This window comes from Mycoplasma sp. 888 (assembly GCF_035609225.1).
Classification (GTDB): domain Bacteria; phylum Bacillota_I; class Bacilli_A; order Mycoplasmatales; family Metamycoplasmataceae; genus Mycoplasmopsis.
Genome location: NZ_CP141192.1, coordinates 491,404 through 512,857 on the forward strand (window position 1 = coordinate 491,404; position 21,454 = coordinate 512,857).

Below are 21,454 nucleotides of genomic sequence, written 5' to 3' on the forward strand. Positions count from 1 at the left end.
ATTTTTAAACAATTTAATCAACTATTTATAAATCTGATTATTTACAATAATAAATAAATTTATCTTATAATTATATTTATAAGAAAATTAATATGAAATTTAAAAAATGAGCATTATTATCACTAAGTCCAATTGTGGCTTTACCTACCATAGCAGCAGTAAGTTGTAATAAAATAGAAAGCAAAGAAGATGAAGATAAATATGTTTCTAAACAAAGGGTCAATAGAAGAAAAGAATTATCACAAATAGAACTTAATAGAATTGAAACTGTTTATTTACCACTTTTAGAAAAATTAGAAGTATCAGAAGAATATCACAATCTAAGCGTTTTAATTCAAAGAGGTAATTATTATGCTTTACTTAAAGAATTAACACAAAACACCATTAAAGAATTAAGTAAAGATAAAATTACACAAGAAGAATATGAAAAATTAGATCAAGAATGATATGAATTTGAAGAAGAACAAAAAGAAAATGGTAATAACGGAGAACTTTTAAGAGATCTTTACAATAATAAATCAATTATTATTAAAAGACAATACCAAGATCAAAAAGATGAAATTGAAAAAACATTAGAGCGTTTCTTATTATAAAAAAAATAAGAGTTCAATCTCTTATTTTAATTTTATACGAAAGCTCTCATAACAAGCGACCTTATCCAGGCGTATTAAAATAATAATAGGTGTATTTATAATAGTGTCTTGTTTTGGTTATAAACTAGGACAAGAAAAGTAGACAGAAAATAAAAAACTGTCTGCTTTTTGTTTACAATAAGAGAAAGGATTTTACAAATGGCTAAACAATTGAAACATTATGAATGATTAGATCTATTCAAATGAATAGAAAATTGAGAATACACAAATGAATATGAATACAAATTTGCATCTTATATTTCAGAAAAATATAATAAGGATTACTTTAAAGAAAATGTTAGACGTAGAATTTGAAATAAATTTAAGGAATATCAAAAAGATGAAACTGTAATATTTTCAAAAACAGGAACGGCTCCTAAAAAAGGGAAGGGTTCTGGAAGGCCTAAAAAGAAACCTATTGAAACAGATGATTCAATGATTGAAGAAATGACTGATGAGCAAAAGAATGAATTCATAAAAATTATGATTGAAATTTTCAGAGATAATAAAATGGAAATTGATTGAAGCAAAATCAAGAAATCATCTTCTGTTACAAATAAACAATTTATATATTTTTTAGGAATACCAAAATCTACTTTTTATAAGAAAATTTCGCAATTAGACAAAGAAGTCTCTCAAAATTCTGAAAATGAAGAATTACATTCAATTGTCAAAAAGGCCTTTTATGAAAATAAAGGTCGTTTTGGTCGTTGAAGATTGAGTGTTTATATACTAAAAGTATATAAAATGGACATAAATTACAGGACATTAGGAAGAATAATGAAGAAATTAAATCTAATTTGTGTAGTTAGGCCAAAACGTAAAGTCAGAGAAATCAAGAATACAAATGTTAAGATTAAAGATCTTGTAAATAGAGATTACAATGGAATTACAAATAATATTATTGCGACAGATGTTTCATATATAAAAGCACCAAACGATATAGATGAAAACCACGTTTATCTTTCAGTTGCAATACATCATAAAACAAAGAAAATTTTAAATTGAAACTTATCAAGAAGAAATGACACAGATTTAGTTATTTCACACATCAAGGATATCAAGTTTAAAAAACCTTGAATCCTTCATTCCGATCACGGATTTCAATATTCATCATCTAAATATCTCGATGTAGTTGTCAAAAACAATGGTAATGTATCTATGGGTAGGGTCGGAAATTCATTAGATAATAGGGAAGTTGAATATTTCTTTTCAAACATCAAATCTGAGTGTTTAAACTTTGTAAATTACAAAACAATTTGCTTTGATAAACTAAAAAACATTATCAAAGATTACATTGAATGATATAACAATGAAAGATTTTAATTTGTGTTAAATTGAAAAACACCTCAACAATGTTGAGATGTTTTGAGTTTTTTATAAATTGTCTATAAGACTTGTCCTAGTTTAGATAAAATCAAAATTCAAAAAGGTCAAGATCTTAATAAATTAAAACAGTATTTAGCCTTATGTATGATTGATGATAAATATGGTAAGCGTTTAACAAAAAACCAAGTAGAAAATAAAATTGAAGAGTTGCTTAATGTAGATATGAAAAATTTAGATACAGATAGATTAAAGCTTATTCACTATATTATTTGTAAAGAAGATGATAATTTTAGATTTGATTTTAAAAACGCGCCTAACTGATTTAAATATAACAACCAAACAATTTATTGTGATAACCATTTAGTTATTTAGCAGCAAATAAATAGCATTTTAAATGATTTTAATCAAAAGCCCTTTAGTTTATATCAAGTTATTGGTTTTATTAAGTTTTTTTTACTTACAAAAGCAAATAAAAACACCATAGTTTATACTATAGTGTTCTAATATCTATATAAATTATTCTTCTACTACTTCAGCAACATCTTCATCTGAGTTATTTTGTGATGCTTGTTGTGTATTTTGAGCATTTTGTTGAGCTGATGCATTAGCAAAGTTTCTGATAACTTCTTCAACTTGGTCTAATTTTGTTTTAAGAACAGGAATGTCTTTTTTGTTAATTAATTCTTGTAATTCACTAATTAATTTTTCAGATTCTGCTTTAGCTTTTTCATCTAATTTGTCACCTTGTTCTGCGTTAGCTTTTTTAATTTGTTCTATTAATGATTCAGCTCTAACGATTGTTTCAGCCTCTTCTTTACGTTTTTTGTCAGCTTCTTTGTTTAATTCAGCTTCTTTAATCATTCTTTCAATTTCTGCTTCTGACAATTTTGAAGAATTTTGAATTGTGATTGATTGTTCTTTATTTGTTTTAACATCTTTAGCTTTAACTGTTGTAATACCGTTAACGTCAATTGAGAAGCTAACTTCGATTTGAGGAATTCCTCTAGGAGCTGGTTCAATACCTGAAAGATTGAATTGTCCTAATAATTTGTTGTCTGAAGCCATTTCTCTTTCACCTTGAACAACTGTAATCGTAACTTCTGTTTGGTTATCTGCAGCTGTTGAGAAGATTTGAGATTTTGTAACTGGAATTGTTGTATTTCTTGGGATAAGTGGTGTAGCAATGCCTCCAAGTGTTTCAATACCTAATGTTAATGGTGTAACATCAAGTAATAAAATGTCATCAATATCTCCAGCTAAAACAGCACCTTGAATAGCAGCACCGATTGAAACAACTTCATCTGGGTTAATTGAACGGTTAGGTTCTTTACCCAATGTTCTTTTTACCATTTCTTGAACAGCAGGCATTCTTGTTGATCCACCAACTAATAATACTTCATGTAAGTCGTTAGCTGTAATTCCGGCTTCTTTTAAAGCATCTTCAATAGGTTTTCTTGTTCTATCTAATAAATTAGCTGTCATAGCTTCGAATTCGCTACGTTTTAATTCTAATTCAACGTTTAATGGTCCGTTTGGTGTGATTGCTAAGAATGGTAAGTTAATAGCAGCTGTTGATTGGTTTGATAAGTCAATCTTTGCTTTTTCAGCTGTTTCTTTTAATCTTGACATAGCCATTTTGTCGCTTCTTACATCAAAATCGTATTTTGATTTAATTTGTGAAATCATTCATTCAACAATAGCGTGATCTCAGTCATCTCCACCTAAGTGGTTGTCTCCTGAAGTTGATAAAACTTCAAATGTTCCGTTTTCTAATTCAAGAACAGAAACATCAAACGTTCCTCCTCCTAAGTCATAAACAAGAACTTTCATTGATTTATCAGTTTTTTCTAAACCGAATGCAAGTGCAGCTGCAGTAGGTTCATTGATAATTCTAAGAACATCTAATCCGGCAATTTTACCTGCGATTTTTGTAGCTTCACGTTGAGCATTGTCAAAGTAAGCTGGAACTGTAATAACAGCTTTAGTTACTTTTTTACCTAATTTAGCTTCTGCATAATCTTTCATATATTGTAAGATCATTGCTGAAATTTCTTCAGGTTTGTAATCTTTTCCATTTGATTTAAATGTTTTATCTGTTCCCATTAATCTTTTAATAGAAACAACTGTGTTTGGGTTTGTTTCAACTTGTCTTTTAGCAGCATCCCCAACAATAATTTCATCTCCTTTAAATGCAACTACTGATGGAGTTGTTCTTTTCCCATTAGGGTTTTCTAAAACAACAGGTTGTTTATTTTCAATAACAGTAACAACAGAGTTTGTTGTACCTAAGTCAATTCCTAATACTATTTCTTTAGCCATATTTAATCTCCTTTTGCAATAAAATGTTTTTTCATCCTTTTTTAATTGAGTATATTATAACAGAAATTTAGCAAAACAATAATTTATTTGCTAAATTTTTTTATTTTATTTTTGAGATAACAACTGATGCAGGTTTAACTACTCTATCATCAATTTTTAAACCATATCTAACTACTCTTATAATAGAATTGTCAACTTTATTATTATCGTGTTCAATTTGAACAACTTCTTGAGTGTGAGCATCAAATTCAGAACCTACAATTGGATCAATTAATTGAGCACCATTTTCGTTAAATAAATTTTCAAATTGTTTTGCAACAATTGAAAATCCAAAGCAATAGTTTTTAACAACTTCATTATCTGAATTTAAACCAGCATTCATAGCCCCCATATAATTGTTATATGGTTCCATAAATTCTTCTAAAAATTTAGATAATGCATATTTTTTGTTTTCTAAAACTTCTTGTTTTTTTGCTTCATTAGTTTTTGTAACTAATTCTTCATATTTTTGCTTTAAGTTTCCTTCTAATTCTTGAAGTTTTAATTTATATGTATATTGGTCTAATTGAATTTTGTTTTCTAATTCTTTAACTTTTGCATTTAAAGAATCAATTTGTGAAGATAATTGAATTTTTTCTTCATTAAGTTTTTCAATTTCTTCAGCTAATAATTCTTTCTCTTTATCATCAACTTTTAATTCTTCTTTTTTATTGTGTGAAATCTGAAGTTTTATGTCTTTTAAATTAACATAAGCTTTTTTACCACAAAAGTCTTTTAAAACGTAATCACTTGGAAACACTAATTTAATAGTTAATTTTTTATTAAATTTTTGACCAATTAAATATTTGTCAAAATCAGGTAAGTATTCATTTTCACCAACTGTGATCGTTTTTTTACCTTTAAATTCAATAATTTCTTTTGAATCTAAAAAAAGCTCAAATTCAGCAGTAATTTTATTACCCTCAAAAATCTTTCCCTTTGTTAAATAATTATTCATTTTTCTCCTCTTTTGCTCCTAATTTTACAGCAAGATTATTTTTTCTTATTGCTTAAAATTCTTTCTAACATTGCAAGCGCTGTCTTCATATCATCATATTTTGAAGTAGTAGCACCTACTATAGCAATTTCAGTGATTTGATTATGATTGCTAATTTTCTTAGACATATATGTTCCTGAATTATCAATTTGAATTCTTATGTTTTCCTCATCTTCAATTTGAGATTCAATACTTTCTCAAATTGAATGATTTTCAATCAACTCAATCATTTTTGAAAGGTCTTCTCTTTGAATATTTTGACTCAAGATAATGTTATTTTTTCCATAAACATTATTTTTATTTCTTGTTCTAGTTTTGAAGTTGCTAAAAACATTTCTAACAAATGAGTTGATAACTTCTTGATATTTTTGAACTGCTTCTTTTAAAATAGGTTCTAAAATTGCAACAGTTTCAGGAATTTCACAAAGTGGTTTGTCAACTAATCTTTCTTTGAAAATTCTTACTGCTGTTTTAACATCAGTCATTTTAAATTCGTTATTTTCAATATTTAAAATTCTTGAAAATACATCACCATTTGATGTAACTAATACAATTGTTGCTTTTGTAGGTGACAATACAACTAAATCAATACTCTTAAGAAGTGTTTGATCATCGATATTATTAGTTGTAATCATTGTATAACCCGACATATCAGCAATAATTTGAGCTGCTTTTTCAACTGTATTATCAATATCAACTTTTTTGTTTGCTAATATAGCTTCAATTTTGTTTTCAAATTCAGATGTCTGTGGTTTAGCAAGATATTTAGCATAATAATTAAGACCTAATAAAGTAGGAATTCTTCCACTTGTTCCTGACTCTTTTATAAGGTAACCTAACTCCTCAAGCTCACCTAAAATGTATCTCATTTTAGCACTTGAAAAATCTAATTCAGGATGTACCTTACTATATTTTTCAACTAAATATGCGCTACTTACAGCATTTCCTGTTTCAATGTAAGCTTGAACTGTACATCTTAAAATTGGCTCGTGTTTTGGTTTTAATCTTGTGTAATGCGATGTTTCTTTTTTTGTTTCCATAAAAATATTTTAGCATAAGTTAGCAAAAAACAAAGCTAATTGCTAAAATTATTCACAAGATGAATTCTTCTTTAATTTAATAAAGAAGTCATTTGGTAAATTAACAATTAACTTTGTTTTTTAATTACATAATAGATAGCATTATCAGTAAAATCTAATGCATTTTTAGTTTCTTTTCCTAGACTATCTCTATATGCATATTTATAAATTTGTTTAATTCCAGCTTCATTTAAAAGCGACATAATTTCATCAAAATCATAATAAGATAAAACACCTTTTTGTCCTTCTTGATAGTAAATAAAGTCACCTTTATCTCAGTTGGAAATATTTTTAAACTTAATTTCTTTTTCTTGTTGCTTAATTAATTTTTCTCTATTAATATCACCTTTAGCTTCGTGAGCACTAAAAACTATGTATCCATTAGGTTTTAGTGCAGTATAAGCATTTTTTAATGCATTAATTTTATTAATTCTATAAGGAATGCACATCAATGAATTGAATGTGAAGATCATAAAATCGTATTGCTTTTGATATTTATAATTTGATAAATCAATTTCATAAAAATTCACATTTATATTAGTTTTGTTTGAATGATTTTGAGTTAAATATTCTTTAGCTTTTTTAATTGATTTTTTACTAATATCATAGCCGTCAAGATTTAAAAATCCTAAATCAAGCGCTCCAAATATAAAACGTCCAGTACCTGTTCCTAAATCTGCAATGTTTGCAGTTTTGGAAATATTTAGGTTTTTTAGTCAATATTTTTCAGCATTTAAAATACCGACATTTTCAATGGCTTCAAAATAATGTTTCAGTGAACTATCGGTATCGTAAACTGAAGTTAACTCATTAACAGACATAGTAATAGTTTGTGAATTTTTCATAAAACAATTATATTAAAAGTTAAATTATCACACACAATTTTTAGACTAATTCATAAACTACATAAAGACAAAAAACTAACTATTTAATTTATAAAATTTAAATAAATAGACTTTTTTAAAAAAAGTATAATATATAAGCAATTTATAAATAGCTTTATAAATTATCAAAAGTTTAGTTTAGATATAGAAAGGAAGCAAAATTATGAAAAAAGTTGCTATTAACGGATTTGGAAGAATCGGAAGATTATTCTTACGTAGATTATTACAAACAAACTCAAAAGATATGGAAGTTGTTGCTGTTAATGACTTAACAGATCCAGCTACATTAGCTCACTTATTAAAATACGATACAGCATACCACGCATTACCAGTTGATGTTGAAGTTAAAGAAGGCGCTATTGTTGTTAATGGAAAAGAAATTAAAGTTTTATCAGAAAGAGACCCTGAAAACTTACCTTGAGCAGAATTAGGAATTGACCTTGTTGTTGAATCAACAGGATTCTTCACAAAACGTGAAGGTGCAGAAAAACACTTAAAAGCAGGTGCTAAAAAAGTTGTTGTTTCAGCTCCATCAGATAAAGATGTTAAAACAATCGTTTACAACGTAAACCACAACATCTTAACAAGCGAAGACAAATTAATTTCAGCTGCTTCATGTACAACTAACTGTTTAGCTCCAGTTGTTAAAGTTTTAGTTGACAACTTCGGAATTAAAAGTGGTTTCATGACAACAGTTCACGCTTACACAGCTGACCAAAGATTGCAAGATGCTCCTCACAAAGACTTAAGAAGAGCACGTGCAGCAGCACAAAACATTGTTCCTACATCTACAGGAGCAGCAAAAGCTATTGGATTAGTAGTTCCAGAAGCCACAGGTGTTTTAAGTGGTTCAGCTCTTAGAGTTCCTACAATTACAGGTTCAGTAGTAGACTTAACAGTTGTTTTAGACAAACAACCAACAGTTGAAGAATTAAACGCAGCTATTAAAGCAGCAGCAAGTGAAACATTATTATATACAGAAGCTCCATTAGTGTCTTCAGATATCGTTGGTGCTACATATGGTTCAATCTTTGATGCTAAATTAACAGACGTTTTAGAAACAGAAAATGGGAGACTTTACAAAGTTATTTCATGATATGACAACGAAATGTCATACGTTTCACAATTAGTTAGAACAGTAGAACACTTTGCTAAATTATAATAATCAATGACACAGCTAAAATAGCTGTGTTTTTTGTTACTCATCTCAAAAACTTAATATAATTATTAATATATTAATCATATTAAGGAAAAAATATGCCTTTTACATTAATCGCAATTTCTATAATTCAAGTTATCTTAGGTTGATTTGTTATTTTCGAAAAATCTGGTCTTTTATTCTACAAATCACTTCTAAAATTAACTAATGCAAAAATTGAACAACTTAAAATTTGAAATAAACAAAACAAAGTGGTAAACATAAAATATCTTGAAGGTAAAGATTATCTATTGAAAACTATCCAAAACAAGGTTATTATTCCTGCAATAGTACTATTTTTCGTTCATGTAGCTTTATATGTTGTTTTATTTTTAGAACTATTTTTGCTACCTGGCAATGATCGTTTCAATGAAATATATAAAACATTATACCCGATAGTTGTTATACCAATTAGTTATTTACAATTCTTTTCATTGTTTATTATTCCTTACTTTTTTGTGTTCAAGAAAAGGTTAAATGATGAAATCAAAAAAGCTAAGAAAGTTAGATTTAGTCCTAATGTAGAAATGTTTGAAGGGGTTGAATTAACTGAACCACAAATGTCTGACATAAACTTATTCAAATTTAATGATAAAAACCCTAGATTAATTATTTGAAAACCTATTGTGTTCTATGGTAAAGCCGAATCATTTAGTTCAATTTTCCCTATTAATATAGTTTCAAGAAAAATGAAAAACAGAGCTGACATTGAAAAATTATCATACTTTTTATTAAACTTCGATTCAATTGGAGATTGGCTCAAATCAGAAGATAAGCAAGTTTATGTTAAAGTATATAGAGCATTATTTGAAACTCAAAATTTCTTATAAATTAAACTATAAAACTACTTTTAAAGCTTACTCACTAGCTTAAAAGTGGTTTTTCTTATTATCAAATTAACTGAAAATACTTTTTATTTTCTTTAAGTTCATAAGTTGTAAAAAATAATATAATATTAAAATATTATATTATTAGGAGGGTTAAATGATATATGACAAGTTTGTCAACGTAGGTAAATATGATTATGGCAATAGTAGTTTAAGTAAAGCAATGAATTTAATTAATTCATATGATTTTGATAATTTACCATATGGTGTAACTAATATTGATGAAAATATTAGAATAGTGAAACTTAATTACACACCGTTTTATAACCATTTATTTGGCGAAATTCATAATAACACTATTGATATTCATATTAATTTACTTGATACAAAAGAAGTTGTTTATTATGATTTAAATCCAAATAATGTAAACAACGAAATTTTGAATGAAAATAAAGATAATGATGTTAAATTCGTTCAAATGAATTCATACGATAATAAATTAATGTTAAACAAAAATGAGTTTGTTCTTTTCTTTGAGAATGAGACACATATGTTTGATTTATTAGACAAAAATAGTCCAAAAGACAAGATAATAATTAAAATTAAGACAAATAATTAATTAGGAGAAATTTATGTACTCAATTAAAAAAATATTATTAAGACCTGAGTTTTTTGACGGTTGAACTGATGTAACTATTAAAGGGTGAGTTTCATCAAACAGAGGAAACAAAAAAATTCGTTTCATTGAAGTAAACGATGGTTCAACTATTTCAAACTTGCAAGTTGTCTTCAAAGGCGAAGTTTTTGATTTTGATTTATTAGACCAAACTAAACCTGGTTCAGCAATCATTATTAAAGGTTCATTACATGCAACGCCAAATGCGCCTCAACCAATTGAATTAGTAGCTACAGAAGTTACAGTAAAAAAAGTTGATGAAGATTATCCAATTCAAAACCAAGAAATCAATCTTGAAACATTAAGGGAAATTCCACACTTAAGACACAGAACAAACTTAATTAAAGCAATTATGCTTGTTAGATCAACATTAGCTCATGAAATTCACAAGTACTTCATTTCAAAAGAATTCTTCTTGATGGCTTCTCCAATTATTACAAGCAACGATGGAGAGGGGGCTGGAGAAACTTTTACAGTTTCAGATAACGAATCAAAAGATCCATTCTTTGGAAAATCTAAGAAAGCTACATTAGGTGTTACTGGACAATTACACGGTGAAAGTTACGCAGTTGGAATGAACAAAATTTATACTTTTGCACCTACATTTAGAGCAGAACACTCAAACACAAAAAGACACTTAGCAGAATTCTGAATGATTGAGCCTGAAGTTGCATTCTACAACTTATTAGATGTTATTCATTTAGCAGATGATATGCTTAAAGTTGTTGTAAGAAACACATTAGCTAAAAACAAAACTGAAATTGAATATTTAGATAAAGTAACAAACAATGGTTTAATCAAAAGATTAGAACACTTTGTTGAAACACCTTTAAAAATCATTGATTATAAAGAAGCAATCGAAGAACTTAAAAAAGTTGCAGATACATTTGAAAACAAAGATATTTACTTTGGCTTAGATTTAGCTTCAGAACACGAAAAATACTTAACAGATAAACTTTATAAAGCACCTGTTGCAGTAATTAACTTCCCTAAAGATTTCAAAGCATTCTATATGAAACAAAACGAAGATAGTAAAACAGTTGCTGCATTTGATTTATTAGTACCTGGTGTAGGAGAAATGATCGGTGGTTCTGAACGTGAATCTGATTATGATAAATTAGTTACACGTGTAAAAGAATTAGGCATTGACCAAGAAGACTTACAATGATACTTAGACTTACGTAGATTTGGACATATGTTAACTTCAGGATTTGGAATTGGATTTGAGAGATTAGTTATGTATGTCACTGGTACAGAAAACATTAGAGAAACAATTCCATACCCAAGATCAAACGGAAGCATCAAAATGTAATTTAAACACTCTTTATGAGTGTTTTTATTTTAAAAAGACGTGTAAGTAATATAATAATTAAATAAAGGAGTTTAATGAAATTAATATTTAACAATTTGCCAATTTGAGCTCATTTACTCATCTTAGCCGTATTTTTTGCGATTTTAATTGTAATACTAACTTTTGCACATTCTTTCATTCAAAAAACTGTAAGATTAACAAATTCATATAAACAAGTACAAATTCAAAAATGAAATCAAGAAAATAAAGTTGTGAATAAAAAGTATTTAGATGGAGCTAAAAAGATTTTTAAATATATGACTATACCATTTATTATGCTTTCTGCTTGAATTTTTATTTCACTTGTCTTTTCTATTATGAATATAGTATATGCAGCTAGAGAATTAAGTATTAGTGATTCACTTGATACATCCGTTTTATATACATTAATAATAGCATGCAGCTGCATAATAATCACATTAATGTTCATTTTTCATATTGTTATGTATTCTATACAATATGCAAAATTTGTTAAATTACTTAAACAAATTAAAAATAGCAAAATACAATGAAAAGAAAATATAAAACTATTCACTAAAGCATATGACAATAATGGAAGCTCAACTGATTTTGAACTTAAAAATATTGGTGCAAATAGTGATCACAATAAATTTATGAATAATGGTGTTATAGGATTAGCTGTTAAAGGTGTAAGAGAGTTGTTTGCTCCTAAATTATGAAAATGAAACAAAAAAACCTACAGCCATATTACATACTTTGTATTCAATTTTGAAGATATCGAAGAATTTTTAGTTAATGAAAATGTTTCATATGTTAGAGCTTGAAAAGAATTAAATCAAAAGTAAATGAAAATCAACTAGATAGAAAATTCTAGTTGATTTTTTTAATTAATAAAATTTTTTAATTAATTGGTAAAGTGATTCCACAACATTTGTATCATCAACATGCATTGAATCAACATTTACATATTGAGTGTCAAATAATGCATAGTATAGAACCTTACCCTCTTTAAATCATTTAGGTAATATTGCATTTTTATATAATTTTGTGAAATTTGGAAGCCTATATGAGAGTGTTGTTGCTCTGTTTTTGATTATTAATTTGTCTAATTTCATTTTTTTAGGAAATTCTTTAGTTGAAATTTTTGAATAGAAATAATCTGCAAGATTTTTATGTTCTTTTGTTATATCAATAATTTCTCAACCTCTCATTGTTTTATGTCATACACGAGCTACTACAATGAAGTTTTTAAATAATAAATATGAGAAGTATCCGTTCATTAAGATTAAAGCAATGATAATAAGTAAGTTTGTTATTCTAGTAATACCTTTGTCAGTATTTGTTCCTAAAAAATCTTTTAAAAAATATACTGATGCAAGACAAATTGCAAATACATTAAAAATAAATTGCAACGAAATTAAAATAATTAACATAATATAATGAAAGTTTCAATATTTATTCATTCTTTCATCAATTTTGTAAGAATTAAAGAATTTTTCATTATTTTGAAAATGTACTGCATTCATTTTTGCATGATTAATGAAGTTTCCATAAGTAATAGCAATAGATGCAAATAGCAATAGTCCTGTACTACTAAATGCAACTGCTAATCAAAAAAATACACTTGACATATGGCTCCTTTTAGTTTATTAAATATTTATTTTAATAATTTTACATTATTAAAATCAAAACAAAAATAACTAGACTAATCTAGCTATTTTCAAATTTATATAATCATTATATTAATGGAATTTCAGCTTTGAATGAATCTCCGATTTTGTTATTTTTGAAAGTTGTGGCATCAAAGATATTTGCATCATAAATAATTACAACTTGTTCTTTTTGAGAGTCGTATTTAACTCATTTACTATCTCGAGGGTATACAGCTTCATTTCTATCTTGGACAATCATTTTTCAATTTGAACCGTCTTTGTTCAATTCGTCTAAGATCGCTTGAACTTTATCAGCTCTGTCATAGTTAATTTCAGTTAAACCAACTATGTCAAAACCTAAAGCTTTAATAATTTTTGAGATTGCTATATATTTGAAATCTCTGGCACTTAAGAATGTTTCATAATCATCAGATGTTCCATAATTCAATACATTTCAGTGAGCTATACGAAGTACATTAGCATCTTTTCTATGTAAATCTATAGAATGATTCGAATGTGGTAAGGTAACATTATTTTTAACCTTAACATCAGTTCACACAGGAGCATGATCTGATAATCTAGTTCTAATTGGTTCTTTAGGTTTATTACTTGTGTAGTAATTTAAGTTCATATCTTCAGGTGTAAGCACATTGTTTCTAAATGAACTTCAAATATCAAATTTAAATGTTAATTCAGGTGTATTAACTTGTGTTAATGTTTCTAAATATTGTTTATTTTTGTTTTTAAAGAACATTTTGTCATATGGTTGCGAATATACACCATCTGTTCTACCTAATGATGTGTAGTGAGTTTTATTGTCAGATCCACCTAAATCAGTAATTGCAAATTTATAGCTTTTTGGATAAAGATTTTGAATGCTAAAGAAATCAGCACTAATGTTTGTATCTCCTCCAAAGATAACATAACTATTATCTTGCGAAATTGCTTCAAAATGTTTTGCTACATTTGGTAACCCTAAGAATTCAGAAACTTCTTGAGCACCTGCTGATTTAGGTTTACCATTTTTTGTTTTAATATTAAAGTAGTCTGTATTTATTGTTTTTTCGCCTTTAGCATTTTTAGCAACACCAGGTGAGTCTAAGTGAGCAAAAATTGTTGTGAAATATGTGTCATTATTCTTTAACTTGAATTGAGCTCCAAAAGGAGGTCTAACATATACTGTTCTTTTTTCACTATTAATTATGTATCCTTCAGGTTCTTCTGAATTAGCAGGATCTGGTTGTGATTCAGGATTTGGATTTGATGGCGTTTCTCCATTTTCTGTTGAAGGTAGAGACACAGGATCAGGTTGAGGATTAGGATTGTTTTGTTGTGAGTTTGTTGGTTTCACAGGAGGATTTTGAGGGCCTGGGTTATTTGGTGGAGTAGTTTTTTCTTCAAATGAGAAAACTTGTTCTCCACCTTTGTTATGTAGTTTATCTCAGAAATGAAGAGTAATTTTTTTATCTTTTTTATTAAATATACATCTAATTTTCTTTGTTCTTAATCTCTTATTGTTAGCATCGGTTTTATTTCTATATAAGTCGTGTTTTTTTCTATCGAATCTAAAAACAAATTCTTTAACAGTTCCTTTTTTAACAAAAACATTACCATCATTATCCAAAGTTAAATCAAACTCAACTTCTTTTGTATTATCTTGATCTAATGTTTCGACATAGCTTGTTAATGTTTCTTTTGTATTATCTAATGAAACTGAGACACTGAGAGGTTGCACAGATAAAGATGTGTTTGGTTGCTCTGGATTAGAAGGATTTTGTCCATTACTTGAAATCGTTGGTTTATCTGGTTTTATTGAATTACATGAAACAGCAATAGTGGCGACTGTTGGTATTGAAATAAGTGAAGTTAAAAGTAATTTAAATTTAGTTTGCATATTGTGCCTCCTTAACTTAATTTAATATGAACTTTACATATTTTTAATTGTAATAAATTTACGTAATTTATTAAGGTTAAATTCAAATTTAATTAATTTTTTTCACATTTTGTGAAAAATTAAAAAGCAAAACCTTTTTAAGATTTTGCCTTTATTTTTCAACTTTTTTGAATTCTTATTTAATATTTGCATATGGAAGATACTCATCTGATACTGTGTATCCTTTTGGTAGTGAAGTTTGAATTTGACTATTAATGTATTCAACTGATAAGTTTGAAATATCTTTTCTTGAACCGATACTGTTAACTAATTTCTTAGGTGCATTTTCACCTTCACCTTCAGTTACATATTCATTACTTGTGTAATAGAATTCTTTGTAAAGTTTAAATACATCTAAGAAGTATCATTCACCTGTTTTTCTATTTTGGAATTCTAATCAGTAACTGTTTTTAAGTTCTGGTGAATTTCCACGAATTACTTGAATGTTTGTGATACCTAATGTAAATCCAATTTTTGCAAATAATTCTGCAAATGATTGAACGTTTGTACCAACTTTGGCTTTTCCTTGTAATAACTTTTTCAATGATTGTTTGTAACCTTCTTGTAAAGTTACATCTATTGTTGATTTTAAGTTTGTTGCTCTTCTAGGTAACTTGTATTGATGAGTCATAATTGCATCAATTTCTTTATCAATAGCTTTAGTTTCAGCATTTTCAACACTATTATTTGCTTTTAATAAAGCAATTTTTTGAAGTTCAATTTCTTTTAATCTTGAAATATCTATCATCATTTTGTCATAAATTGGTTGACAGTGATCAAGATACGCTTGGAATACTTCTTTATCTTTGTCTTTAGTTGTTGGTGCTTCTAATTTGATTCTAGCATTTTGGTATTGTCCTTGTAATGATGTGAAGTACCCATATGCTGTAAGAGGTTCTGTACCAAATCAAGCTAAATATTTGTGTGTTTGGAAGAACTTAAGTGGATCAGCACTAAATTCAGATGCCTCTTCAGGTGTAAGAGCTGTTTGATTGAACTCTGTAATATTGTGAGATGTTATCTTATTAATGTTATCAATTGAAATTTGTTTAAAGATTTTGAAATCATCTGATGGTTCATTTGTATCTGGGTTTAATCCATCAATGAAGTATGAAGGTGAAAATCCTCCTCCAACTCCCACTAATGATTGAGTCATAATGTTTCCATCTTCATCTCTTTTAATTGTAAACGATTGTGATTCTTGTATTAATAAGTTAACAATATTAGAAACCATATCCCGTTCTTTAGAAATTGTTGAATTATAATCAAAGTTTAATAATGAACCTTGAATTGTTTTAAAGAATGATTGGAAAAGTGATGAAGAAATACCTGAATTAATTTTGTTAACTACTGAGAAATCGATTTTGTAACTTCTATCAGCTGTATTTTGTTTAAGAATTCTGCTATTTGAATCTCTTGTTTCATCTTCAATAATAGCATTCATAAATGGAGAATTTTTAAAGTAAATTTTAAGAGCTTCTTTAACATCTTCTAATGAAATGAATTTAGCAGGATCTTCGTTGAAGAAAACAACTTTCATTAATGAATCAATTTTTGAAACGATTGCAATTTGTTTTTCTGAGTAACCTGCAGCTTCTAACTCTTTAGCAGTTAATTTTTGAATTGCAACATTTTCAAAATCTTCAACTTTTTCAGTAGGGTGTTTTGTATTTGTATCTTTTGAAGCGTAATAGTCGTTAAGTAATGTTGCAACGCTACCAACTAATGTACGTGCCTTATCTTTTGCATCGTTATTTGCATCTTTTAATGTTTCTGAAAATACTTTTTCATCTACTGAAATTGATTTGTGGTTTTCACTAATTGTATATAACTTATCAGCAACAATTTTTAAATCATCGTTTTTAATATCGAATGAATTTTTAAATAAGAAATCTCAGTATGTGAATGTGTAAGTCATAACATTACTGTTATCAAGTTCTTTAAAGAATTGAATTAAACTAGGTTTTTGTTCTCATTCTTTAAATTTAGCTATAACATCAGCATCTTTACTTCTCTCTTGTGTTCTTTTTGCAAATGAGTTATTGACATCATAGTTTTTAGCAAATTTTACAGTAACATCATCTTCATATAAACATGAAACTGCTGTAAGCGGCATTGTTACAACTGCAGCTGTTCCTAGTAAAAATGGGAAAGCTTTTTTAGAAAATAATTTTTTCATAAATAACTATCCTAGCATTTCTGAATATCTTCAAGATTTAATTCCAGCATATGTTATGACTGAACCCATCAAGAATAATAAGCATGAAAATGCTAAACCTCCTATTGAATAAGCTTTTGTGTATTGATATGTTTGTAAAATTTTAGCATCTAAGGTAGTTTTGTTAATATCAAGTAATGATTGAACATTATTAATTAAAATTGATAAACCAATAATCGCACCTAGTGCAACCACTGTTAATATTGCTCAAATAACAACTTTTGTTCTAACGTTTTTCATATACTATCCTTTAATTGTTGAACCTTGTCTACTGATTGATGCCATAATACGTTTTCTAAAGATTAAGAAGAATAAGAACACAGGAATAATTGAAAGAATTGATGCAGCTAATTTAACATTTTGCATTGTGTTTGCTCCTGATTCTGGATCATTTGGATCGAATCCGGCTTTGAATAATCACACTGACATAACTTGTAAGTCTTGACCACCAATTGTAGAAATAAGAGCTGGTCATAAGTATGAGTTTCATGAAGCAAGAGATGTAAGAATAACGATTGTTAATGTTGTTGGCATAACCATTGGGAATGCAACTTTGAATAAGTATTTCATTCCTCCAGCACCATCAACAAGTGAAACTTCTTTAATTCTTCCAGGTATTGCTTCGAAAGCATTTTTATACATAACTGTATTAAAAATACTTGCTGTGAATGGGAATGCAACTGCTAATAAGAATGTAAAGTAAGTTTTGTAAAGTTTTGTTTTAAGAACAATTAAGTATTGTCCTGATAATAAAGCAACTTCTGGTAACACAAGTAAAGCAAGGGCAATAAATCACACAAGTCCTTTTCCACGTCAGTTTCTTAGTGAGAATGCATATCCCATTAAGAATGTAACAAAGATCTTAAGTACAACTGAAATAATAACGTTGAACATTGTGAATACAAATGCCTTAGCATAACCTGTCGAGAATGCTCTCTTATAAGTGTTAGCTACAACTTCGGATCATGAAGCAATAACAAGATGCCCTTCTATGTATGTTTTTCCTTCTGCGAATGAAGGTAAGAATTTAAATTGTTGTTTTAATGATTGAGATTCGCCATCGTTCATTAATGAAATTGAGATCATGTAGAAGAATGGGAATAGGATAATAACTCCAAATAATGCAAGTAAGAATAATTTTAATACTGATGAGGTAAGAACTTTTGAAAATGAAGTCTCTTTAACTTGACTAGCTGACTTCTCTTGATTTTTGCGCAATTTCTTTTGCATCATGCGCTTGTGTATTCATAACTTTAACTCAAACATTTCTTTCTCCTAAGTTATTTAATGTTAACTGCATCAAGAAGAATCCTCCACGGATCATTGATGAGAATATTACCCCGATCACGAATAGCGAGATACTTGCTGCTCCGGCTAAACGTCTGTCCCCTGTAGATGTAGCGTAATACACGAACATCATAAGAGATGAACCCCCGTTATTTAAAGCGTTATTTGGTTTGTTTTCAAATAATGCTAATGGGAATACTTTAAGACCACCAATAATTCCTAATGTAATTAAGAAGTTAATTGTGCTTTTAATTGATGGTAATGTAATTGCGAAAAATTGTTTAACTTCACCTGTTCCATCGATTGATGCTGAACGGTATAAGTTTTTATCAACACCCAACATAGCTGTTGTGAAAATTAAGATATTGAAAGCAAGACCACTTCAAATACCATTAATAATCATAGCTACAAGAGCGTTGAATGTGTAAGGATCACCTGTTGTTAATCATGGAACATTTTTTCCAATTAATTGGTTAACAAGTCCATATGTACTGAATAATTGAATGAATGCTAAAGAAACAGCAACAGCATTTGTAACATAAGGCATGAAGAATATTGTTTGTCAAAATCCCCTAGCTCATTTTCTGTAAAGCTTAGCAATAACTGATGATACTACTAAGGCAATCATCATAACAAATGGAAGAACAAATAAACCATAGATAAATGAGTTTCTAACCCCAACAGCAAAGTATTGGTTTGTGAAAACACTTGCATAGTTTTGTCCTGTTAATGATCCTGTTTCTGTTGTTAATGATTCATAAATATTAATAAATAAAGGTGTAATTGTAAATAATGATAACAATATAACACCTGGTAATAAGAATAACATCGGAATTCAGAACGGTGTTTTCTTATCTAAAATTGTGTGTGATAAAGTAGATTTTCTTTTTGCTTGTTTTTTTATAGATCAATTAAACAAGAAAGGAAAATTTTCTTGCATAAAACTATGAAACTTATTTCTTGATATCATATTCTATTCTCTCTTCAGATAAAGCATCGAAAATGTGTAATTTCTTCAATGGTACATCGAAGTAAATTTCATCATTTTTAGCAAATGAGTAGTTGTTGTCTAATAAGAAGTTAATTCTTCCTACTCCTTCAACTAAAATAACTAATTTACTTTCTTTTCCGAAGTTTTCCTCCACTACTACTTTACCCTTGAACATAGAACCTTGTTCTTTTGATTTAATAATGAAATCTTCTGAACGGACACCAATGTTTAATGTGATATTGTCTTTATTGTTGTGAAGTTTGATTTCTGGAAGCTTTACATCAGCCATTGTAACTACACCATCTTTAACTTCTGATTTGAATAATCCCATTTCTGGCATACCAAGGAATCTTGCAACGAATTGGTTTTTTGGTTTTGAATAAAGTTCCATTGGTGTACCCATTTGTTGAACTCTAGCAGTTGACATACATACGATAATGTCTGAAATAGACATAGCTTCTTCTTGGTCGTGTGTAACAAAAACTGTTGTAATACCTAATGATTGTTGGATTTCTCTAATTCATTGACGAGTTGAAATACGTAATTTAGCATCTAAGTTTGAAAGTGGCTCGTCCATTAAAAGAATTTGAGGTTTTTTAACAATAGCACGTGCAATAGAAACACGTTGTTGTTGTCCTCCTGATAAACGAGTAGGTTTCTTTTGTAAAATGTGAACAATTTCTACACGTTTAGCAACTTCCATAACTTCGTTGTGAATAGCTTTTTTAAGACTGATAACTTTCTTAGATAATTCTCTAATTTGTTCTCTGTCTTCATCTGATAATAAATCAAAACCAATAGTTTTTCTTTCTCTTTTCATTGCTTCTTTAACAGAATATTTGTCTTCAAGTTCTTTAACAATGCTATAGAAGTGTTTTTCAGCTACTTGTGGTAATCTCTTTTCATCAGAAACTAATTCTAAGTATTCTTCATCTTCTTTCATTGTTTTATTGTATTCTGCTTTAGCATCTAAGTATGTAGCTTTTGTTTCAGCTTTTTCTACTTGGTATCTAGCAATGATTTCTTTTTGTTTTAATAAGAATTTGTAACGAGTTAATAATTTAATAGCTTTTTGTTCTAATTTAATAATTGCTATTCTGTCTTTTAAGACTAATTCACTTAAATCAAGTTGAACTAACTCAGCTGTGAAATCTTGTAAACTATTAATTCTTTCTTGATACTCTTCTGCTGATTTTGGTTTTGAGAATTTAAGAATGTTCTTGTCATATGAAGCTAAGAATTCTGATTGTTTTAATTCATTTTCATTAATTAACCCATTAGCTTTATCATGAGCGAACTTGTATTTAATATCTTGGATTTTTGTCGCTGAATCTTGTTTTGTTTTTTTGTTAGTTTTAATAACATTTTTTGTTAATGCTGAAATTTCTGCATTTTCGTGAACTACTGAAACTGAATAATCAGTATGTGCTTTTTCAAGTTTGTTACTAATTCTTGAGTATGCTTCACTAACTTGGCGTGAAATTTCAGTTTTAACTAATTTATAGTTTTTGAATGCTTTATTTAAGTGTTCAATTTCTACTTCAGAAGCTCCTAATTTTCTTAAGTAAATAGAACGAATTCCATTTTTAGCTTCTTCTTTTTCTAAATAGAATTTTCTTTGTCATTCTGAGTCATTTCTTAATGGAAATGCAATATTGTGGTAAACACTCATGTGTGGATATAAAGCGTAGTTTTGGAAAACAAACCCGATTTTTCTGTTTTGAGGTGTGAAATCAGTAACATCTTTACCTCTGAAAAGAATTTTTCCTGATGTAACTGTTAATAAACCTGCAATAGCATTAAGAGTTGTTGTTTTACCTGAACCAGATGGACCAAGTAATGTAACTAATTTTCCTTCTGGAATTCTAAAACTAACATTATCAACAGCTAATGTTTCACCGAAGTCAATGTTTAAGTTTTTTAATTCAATAGCAGGAATAGAATCAACATCAGTTGCTTCTAATTCTGAAACATATTGATTAATTTTACGAATGTCTGCTTCGTGAGCTGATGAAAATGTTGTATTTTCGTTTTGTTTCATTTTATCCTTTCTTAATAAGAAAATTTAAAAACTAAAATTG

The 21,454-nt window shown here is 28.1% G+C and carries 19 protein-coding genes; 8 read left to right on the plus strand and 11 right to left on the minus strand.

What is annotated here, in order from left to right:
* The first annotated feature begins 92 nt into the window (after positions 1 to 92).
* From U5U50_RS02285 to U5U50_RS02295, 3 genes are all read left to right on the plus strand, one after another.
* On the plus strand, positions 93 to 593 hold the full coding sequence (locus U5U50_RS02285) for a hypothetical protein (protein WP_324672394.1): 501 nt from the start codon (positions 93 to 95) through the stop codon (positions 591 to 593).
* A gap of 198 nt (positions 594 to 791) precedes the next feature.
* Positions 792 to 1,958: a DDE-type integrase/transposase/recombinase gene (locus U5U50_RS02290; RefSeq protein ID WP_324672396.1), complete on the plus strand. Its 1,167-nt coding sequence runs from the start codon at positions 792 to 794 to the stop codon at positions 1,956 to 1,958.
* A gap of 147 nt (positions 1,959 to 2,105) precedes the next feature.
* Complete coding sequence (locus U5U50_RS02295; RefSeq protein WP_324672399.1) at positions 2,106 to 2,333, plus strand: hypothetical protein; 228 nt, start codon at positions 2,106 to 2,108, stop codon at positions 2,331 to 2,333.
* Between the two features lie 144 nt (positions 2,334 to 2,477).
* On the opposite strand, the gene dnaK is transcribed toward U5U50_RS02295, so the two are convergent.
* The 4 genes from dnaK to U5U50_RS02315 form a co-directional block, all read right to left on the minus strand.
* Positions 2,478 to 4,280, minus strand: a complete 1,803-nt coding sequence (gene dnaK / locus U5U50_RS02300) for a molecular chaperone DnaK (protein ID WP_324672401.1) — start codon at positions 4,278 to 4,280, stop codon at positions 2,478 to 2,480.
* Between the two features lie 100 nt (positions 4,281 to 4,380).
* Positions 4,381 to 5,277: a nucleotide exchange factor GrpE gene (grpE, locus tag U5U50_RS02305; RefSeq protein ID WP_324672402.1), complete on the minus strand. Its 897-nt coding sequence runs from the start codon at positions 5,275 to 5,277 to the stop codon at positions 4,381 to 4,383.
* A gap of 35 nt (positions 5,278 to 5,312) precedes the next feature.
* Entirely contained in the window at positions 5,313 to 6,356 is a 1,044-nt protein-coding gene (locus U5U50_RS02310) for a heat-inducible transcriptional repressor HrcA (RefSeq protein WP_324672405.1), read from the minus strand.
* Between the two features lie 107 nt (positions 6,357 to 6,463).
* Positions 6,464 to 7,240 carry a methyltransferase domain-containing protein gene (locus U5U50_RS02315; protein WP_324672407.1) on the minus strand — a complete coding sequence of 259 codons (777 nt, stop codon included), beginning with the start codon at positions 7,238 to 7,240 and terminating at the stop codon, positions 6,464 to 6,466.
* A 199-nt stretch (positions 7,241 to 7,439) separates the two neighbouring features.
* Between U5U50_RS02315 and gap the strand changes: the two genes are divergently transcribed.
* The 5 genes from gap (at position 7,440) to U5U50_RS02340 (ending at position 12,137) form a co-directional block, all read left to right on the plus strand.
* Positions 7,440 to 8,441, plus strand: coding sequence for a type I glyceraldehyde-3-phosphate dehydrogenase (gene gap, locus U5U50_RS02320; RefSeq protein WP_324673353.1), 1,002 nt, complete (start codon positions 7,440 to 7,442; stop codon positions 8,439 to 8,441).
* Positions 8,442 to 8,536: 95 nt separating this feature from the next.
* Positions 8,537 to 9,307, plus strand: a complete 771-nt coding sequence (locus tag U5U50_RS02325; RefSeq protein WP_324672409.1) for a hypothetical protein — start codon at positions 8,537 to 8,539, stop codon at positions 9,305 to 9,307.
* 154 nt (positions 9,308 to 9,461) lie between these two features.
* The gene (locus U5U50_RS02330; RefSeq protein ID WP_323177374.1) at positions 9,462 to 9,923 is read left to right on the plus strand and encodes a YhcH/YjgK/YiaL family protein; all 462 of its coding nucleotides are present in this window, start codon (positions 9,462 to 9,464) and stop codon (positions 9,921 to 9,923) included.
* 13 nt (positions 9,924 to 9,936) lie between these two features.
* Positions 9,937 to 11,292, plus strand: coding sequence for an asparagine--tRNA ligase (gene asnS, locus U5U50_RS02335; RefSeq protein WP_324672411.1), 1,356 nt, complete (start codon positions 9,937 to 9,939; stop codon positions 11,290 to 11,292).
* Between the two features lie 74 nt (positions 11,293 to 11,366).
* Positions 11,367 to 12,137, plus strand: a complete 771-nt coding sequence (locus U5U50_RS02340) for a hypothetical protein (protein WP_324672413.1) — start codon at positions 11,367 to 11,369, stop codon at positions 12,135 to 12,137.
* Between the two features lie 42 nt (positions 12,138 to 12,179).
* Here the strand turns inward: U5U50_RS02340 and U5U50_RS02345 are convergent, their stop codons facing one another.
* The 7 genes from U5U50_RS02345 to U5U50_RS02375 form a co-directional block, all read right to left on the minus strand.
* Positions 12,180 to 12,923, minus strand: a complete 744-nt coding sequence (locus U5U50_RS02345; RefSeq protein ID WP_324672415.1) for a hypothetical protein — start codon at positions 12,921 to 12,923, stop codon at positions 12,180 to 12,182.
* A 106-nt stretch (positions 12,924 to 13,029) separates the two neighbouring features.
* Positions 13,030 to 14,838, minus strand: coding sequence for a hypothetical protein (locus U5U50_RS02350; RefSeq protein ID WP_324672417.1), 1,809 nt, complete (start codon positions 14,836 to 14,838; stop codon positions 13,030 to 13,032).
* A 175-nt stretch (positions 14,839 to 15,013) separates the two neighbouring features.
* Complete coding sequence (locus tag U5U50_RS02355; RefSeq protein WP_324672418.1) at positions 15,014 to 17,056, minus strand: hypothetical protein; 2,043 nt, start codon at positions 17,054 to 17,056, stop codon at positions 15,014 to 15,016.
* Positions 17,057 to 17,062: 6 nt separating this feature from the next.
* Positions 17,063 to 17,335, minus strand: a complete 273-nt coding sequence (locus U5U50_RS02360; RefSeq protein WP_324672420.1) for a hypothetical protein — start codon at positions 17,333 to 17,335, stop codon at positions 17,063 to 17,065.
* A 3-nt stretch (positions 17,336 to 17,338) separates the two neighbouring features.
* Positions 17,339 to 18,325 (minus strand): carbohydrate ABC transporter permease, encoded by a 987-nt coding sequence (locus U5U50_RS02365; RefSeq protein ID WP_324672422.1) that lies wholly within the window; start codon positions 18,323 to 18,325, stop codon positions 17,339 to 17,341.
* Positions 18,285 to 19,352, minus strand: coding sequence for a sugar ABC transporter permease (locus tag U5U50_RS02370; RefSeq protein WP_324672423.1), 1,068 nt, complete (start codon positions 19,350 to 19,352; stop codon positions 18,285 to 18,287). Before U5U50_RS02370 ends, U5U50_RS02365 begins: the two co-directional genes overlap by 41 nt.
* Positions 19,336 to 21,414 (minus strand): ATP-binding cassette domain-containing protein, encoded by a 2,079-nt coding sequence (locus U5U50_RS02375; protein WP_324672425.1) that lies wholly within the window; start codon positions 21,412 to 21,414, stop codon positions 19,336 to 19,338. The genes U5U50_RS02370 and U5U50_RS02375 overlap by 17 nt, the downstream gene beginning before the upstream one ends.
* Positions 21,415 to 21,454 lie beyond the last annotated feature (40 nt).